This window comes from Streptococcus mitis (genome assembly GCF_946190375.1).
Lineage (GTDB): Bacteria > Bacillota > Bacilli > Lactobacillales > Streptococcaceae > Streptococcus > Streptococcus mitis_CJ.
On record NZ_CAMIAF010000109.1, the window covers coordinates 1 to 250 of the forward strand.

Sequence of the window (250 nt, forward strand, 5' to 3'; positions counted from 1 at the left end):
CCGCTCCCCACGCACATGTTGATGCTGAATCAGACGCGCTTGTGCTTGCTGATTCTGACGCACTTGTTGATGCCGATTCAGATGCGCTTGTGCTTGCTGATTCTGACGCACTTGTTGATGCTGAATCAGAGGCGCATGTGCTTGCTGATTCTGACGCACTTGTTGACGCTGAATCAGACGCTCTTGTGCTTGCTGATTCTGACGCACTTGTTGATGCCGATTCAGATGCGCTTGTGCTTGCTGATTGGCT

Annotated in this window: 1 pseudogene; it reads left to right on the forward strand. The window is 51.6% G+C overall.

Annotation, left to right across the window (positions count from 1 at the left end):
• Positions 1–250: pseudogene (locus N8M09_RS11015) on the forward strand (MSCRAMM family adhesin SdrC); the annotation flags it as partial.